The 4,314-nt window shown below is 40.9% G+C and carries 5 protein-coding genes; all 5 read left to right on the plus strand.

Going from position 1 to position 4,314, the window contains the following annotated elements:
- Positions 1–210: 210 nt before the first annotated feature.
- Entirely contained in the window at positions 211–1,671 is a 1,461-nt protein-coding gene (gene murC / locus FJR38_RS22825; RefSeq protein ID WP_168539582.1) for a UDP-N-acetylmuramate--L-alanine ligase, read from the plus strand.
- 106 nt (positions 1,672–1,777) lie between these two features.
- Complete coding sequence (murB, locus tag FJR38_RS22830) at positions 1,778–2,776, plus strand: UDP-N-acetylmuramate dehydrogenase (RefSeq protein ID WP_168539584.1); 999 nt, start codon at positions 1,778–1,780, stop codon at positions 2,774–2,776.
- Between the two features lie 116 nt (positions 2,777–2,892).
- Positions 2,893–3,240: a YbaB/EbfC family nucleoid-associated protein gene (locus tag FJR38_RS22835; protein ID WP_168498620.1), complete on the plus strand. Its 348-nt coding sequence runs from the start codon at positions 2,893–2,895 to the stop codon at positions 3,238–3,240.
- A 66-nt stretch (positions 3,241–3,306) separates the two neighbouring features.
- Positions 3,307–3,780 carry a low molecular weight protein-tyrosine-phosphatase gene (locus tag FJR38_RS22840; RefSeq protein ID WP_168498618.1) on the plus strand — a complete coding sequence of 158 codons (474 nt, stop codon included), beginning with the start codon at positions 3,307–3,309 and terminating at the stop codon, positions 3,778–3,780.
- 268 nt (positions 3,781–4,048) lie between these two features.
- Positions 4,049–4,314, plus strand: a 266-nt coding sequence (locus FJR38_RS22845; RefSeq protein WP_168539586.1) for a transposase, incomplete at its 3' end; no start/stop codon positions are given.

Raw genomic sequence — 4,314 nt, forward strand, 5'->3', positions numbered from 1 at the left:
CAGAATAATCATAGGAGCGGATTATAAATAGTGATAATTTTCGGCAGGGGGGATAATCTCGCTCAAAGAAAAAAACCAAAGTCAAAATTTAATCATTCAGCAGGGATGAACATTTTGGATGGGATAGTTAGTATCTGTAAAAATCAAAATCCTGTTATGATACGCGTGTCTTATGTGATTCGGTATGGTGTGGTGTAAGAGGAGAATAAGATGAGTATTTCTATAGATTTTAGTGGTAGACCATTTCATTTCATTGGAATCGGTGGGATTGGAATGTCTGCTTTGGCTTATGTTTTAACCAAGCGCCAATTACCAGTATCTGGTTCAGATTTGCGTCCTAACCATATGACGCACAAGTTAGAAACTTTAGGCGCTCACATTTTCAGTAAGCAAGAAGCAAACAATCTGGAATTTTTTCTGCCGGAAGTAGCGGCTGATGCTGTTTTATTAACTTCACCAGAAAAGTTATCGGCAGCGAAAACAGTTTTACCCCAAGTAATTTGTTCCACAGCGATTAATACCAATAATTTGGAATATAAAGCTGCTCTGGAATTAGGTTGCCCAATTTTTCATCGTTCTGATGTTCTATCCGCTTTGATTGCTGATTATTACAGTATTGCTGTGGCAGGAACTCATGGCAAAACTACCACTAGTAGCATGATTGGTTATATGCTGTTGCAAGCTGGACTTGATCCGACCATTTTGGTCGGTGGTGAAGTCAAAGCTTGGGAAGGTAATGCCAGAATGGGTGAAAGCCGTTATTTAGTAGCAGAAGCAGATGAGTCTGATGGTTCTCTGGTAAAACACGCGCCAGAGATTGGCATTATTACTAATATTGAATTAGATCATCCTGATCACTACGAAACTTTAGAAGAGGTGGTTAGTACCTTCCAAACCTTTGCTCAAGGTTGCAAAACTTTAGTGGGTAGCATTGATTGTGACACAGTGCGCGACAGGCTCAAACCAACTATTAGCTATAGTCTTGACCCAGAGAAAGGTGCTGACTACACCGTTACCAATATAGATTATCGTGCTGACGGCACAACTGCTTTGGTATGGGAAAAAAGTAAGGCTTTGGGGTTATTAAATTTACAGCTATTGAGCCATCATAACCTCAGCAATTCTTTAGCAGCAGTAGCTGTAGGGCGATTCTTGGGCTTAGAATTTGGAGAAATTGCCAAAGGTATTGCCACCTTTGAAGGTGCAAGAAGACGGTTTGAGTTCCGCGGTGAGGCGGCTGGGATTACTTTTATTGATGACTATGCCCATCACCCTAGTGAAATTCGTGCGACTTTAGCCGCAGCCCGTCTTCAAGCTAGACCTGGACAAAGGGTAGTTGCAATTTTCCAACCCCATCGTTATACTCGAACACTAACATTTTTAGAAGAATTTGCTGCGTCTTTTACCCATGCTGATTTAGTAGTCCTGACTGATATTTACAGTGCAGGTGAACCTGATTTAGGACAAGTCAGTGGACAAGATTTAGCCACTGCAATTAGCAAACAAAACCCTCAAGTAGTTTATCAACAAACTTTACCTTTAGTGAGTGAGTTTTTACTGCAAACCCTACGTCCGGGAGATTTAGCACTGTTTTTAGGTGCGGGTAATTTGAATCAGGCTATTCCTGAACTGATTACCACGATGAGTGAACCAGCAATTGCTACATCTTAGGATTAAGAACTGCATTTAGCAGGGTTTGATAAGTTGATTAAATACCGGATTTTTACGGTAAATAAATAACAAATGTCACAAATTCACACATTGAAGTAAAGAAAAGATGATAACTTCCCAGGGATTTGGCAAAGTCTGCGAATTTTCTGATTTAACTCCACCAAGACAAACGCAAGCTCATGTGGATAATAGTAAATTAATTTACTTACCAGGAACTAATTGTACTCTCAGAACCCAAACGTCCTTGTCAGCGTTTACTTCTTACCGCGTTGGGGGACAAGCTGAATGGTACGTTTGTCCTCGTGACTTAGAAACGTTGCAAGCAAGTATTGAGTACGCCCAAGAAAATGATTTAACAATAACTATATTAGGCGCTGGTTCTAATTTGTTGGTGAGCGATCGCGGTATACCCGGTTTAGTTATCGCTACTCGTCATCTCCGTTCTAAAAATTTTAACTCAACTACAGGTCAATTAACTGTGTCCGCTGGAGAGCCTATCCCCAGTTTAGCATGGGACGCAGCCGCTTTGGGATGGGAAGGATTAGAATGGGCTGTGGGTATCCCCGGAACTGTCGGGGGTGCTGTGGTCATGAATGCTGGAGCGCATAATAGCTGTATTGCAAATATGTTAGTTAGCGCCCAAGTTCTTTTACCAGATGGAACTTTGGCCACTCTCACCCCAGAGGAATTAGGCTACACATACCGCAGTTCACTGCTACAAGGTGGTAAAAGGGTTGTAACTCAAGCCACCTTCCAACTCCAACCAGGTGCAGATCCTGTCCAAGTAACAGAGAGAACTAAGGAACATAAAAAACACCGCCTCAGCACCCAACCTTACAGCTATCCTAGTTGTGGAAGTGTGTTTAGAAATCCCAAACCTTATACTGCGGGTTGGTTAATCGAACAAACTGGACTCAAAGGCTATCAATTAGGTGGAGCGCAAGTCGCCCAACTTCATGCTAATTTTATTGTCAATCGGGGCGGAGCTAAAGCCAGTGATATTTTCCATCTAATTCGTCATATTCAAAATGAGGTGCAAGAACGTTGGTCAATTTGGCTAGAACCAGAAGTGAAGATGTTGGGTGAGTTTCAAGCAGTTTACTAAAGGCAATTGACAATTGACAATTGACAATTGACAATTATCAATTACCCATTACCAATTACCCCGCGCATCTATAATTGAATTTGATTTGTAATTAACCGTACAGCGGATAACCAGTTATGGCAGAAAAAGGACAAGGATTTGGCTTTGGCTTAGGCAAAATGAAAGAACTAGCCGAAGCTTTTAAAAAAGCGCAGCAAGTTCAAGAAGGTGCAAAGCGTCTTCAAGAAGAATTGGAGCAAATGGAGATTCTGGGAGAATCTGGCGGTGGACTCGTTAAAGTTGTTGTCAGTGGCAACCAAGAACCCAAACGCGTAGAAATTGCTCAATCTGCTTTAGAAGAAGGTGCAGAAGTGCTTTCTGATTTAGTTGCTGCGGCCATGAAAGATGCCTATAAAAAGTCTACCGAAACCATGCGGGAACGTATGGAAGATTTAACTAGTGGACTAGAGTTACCTGGAATGTAATCTGTAGTTAGTAGTCAGTGGTCAGTAGTATAAAATAACTGACAACTGACACAAAAATTAAAATACATGACCTATAAGTTATTATTTGTCTGCCTTGGTAATATTTGCCGATCGCCTTCGGCAGAAAATATTATGAATCATCTCATTGACCAAGGGGGCTTGAGTAAAACAATTCTTTGCGATTCTGCTGGTACTGCTGGTTATCACATCGGTGCAGCACCGGATAGACGCATGAGCGCCGCAGCGGAAAATAAGTTAGGATTTAAACTCAAAGGCCAAGCTCGTCAATTTCAACTCTCGGATTTTCAAGAGTTTGATTTGATTTTGGCAATGGACCGCAATAATTATGATGATATCCTCGCTGTTGACCGTTCTGGGCAATATCATTCTAAAGTTAAGTTGATGTGCGATTTTTGCTCTACACACACTCTCAAGGAAGTTCCAGACCCATATTACGGGGGAACTGAGGGCTTTAATCAAGTTATTGATTTACTAATGGATGCCTGTGAAGGGTTGCTAAAATATATCACGCAGAAGTAATCAAAAATATCATATTCTTAGATCCTCGATTTCTTGAAGAAACCGGGGATTTCATTTTTGAATTTACAGCAGTAAGTAAACCACAATATATTGAAAGTTTCGCGCAAAGGAGCAAAGGCGCAAAGTAAGAAATATATTAGACTAAATAGGGCTTGCTGAATAAACATAAAACCGGGACAAATAGATGACTTGATGGGGATAGAAAGTGAAAAAGGTGCAAGAAAAAGAGTTAAAATGAGTAAAATCCCTTGCATTAAGGCGCATTAAGATGTATAGAAAAGCGCAAGAACAGGAAACAGCACCGGAAAAGTTTCAACTACCCTTCGAGGAGAAATTGGCATTAGACAACCGATGGGTAATTATGGCAAAAATGATCCCTTGGTCGGAATTTGATGGCGAATACGCAGCAATATTTTCAGAAAAAATAGGCGCACCAGCCAAAACATTTAGGATGGCACTGGGGGCATTAATAATCAAAGAAAAGTTAGGAATAAGTGATAGAGAAACAGTAGAACAGATCAGGGGAAAATCCTT

Origin of the sequence: Anabaena sp. UHCC 0253, from assembly GCF_009712085.1 — a bacterium.
Taxonomy (GTDB): Bacteria; Cyanobacteriota; Cyanobacteriia; order Cyanobacteriales; family Nostocaceae; genus Dolichospermum.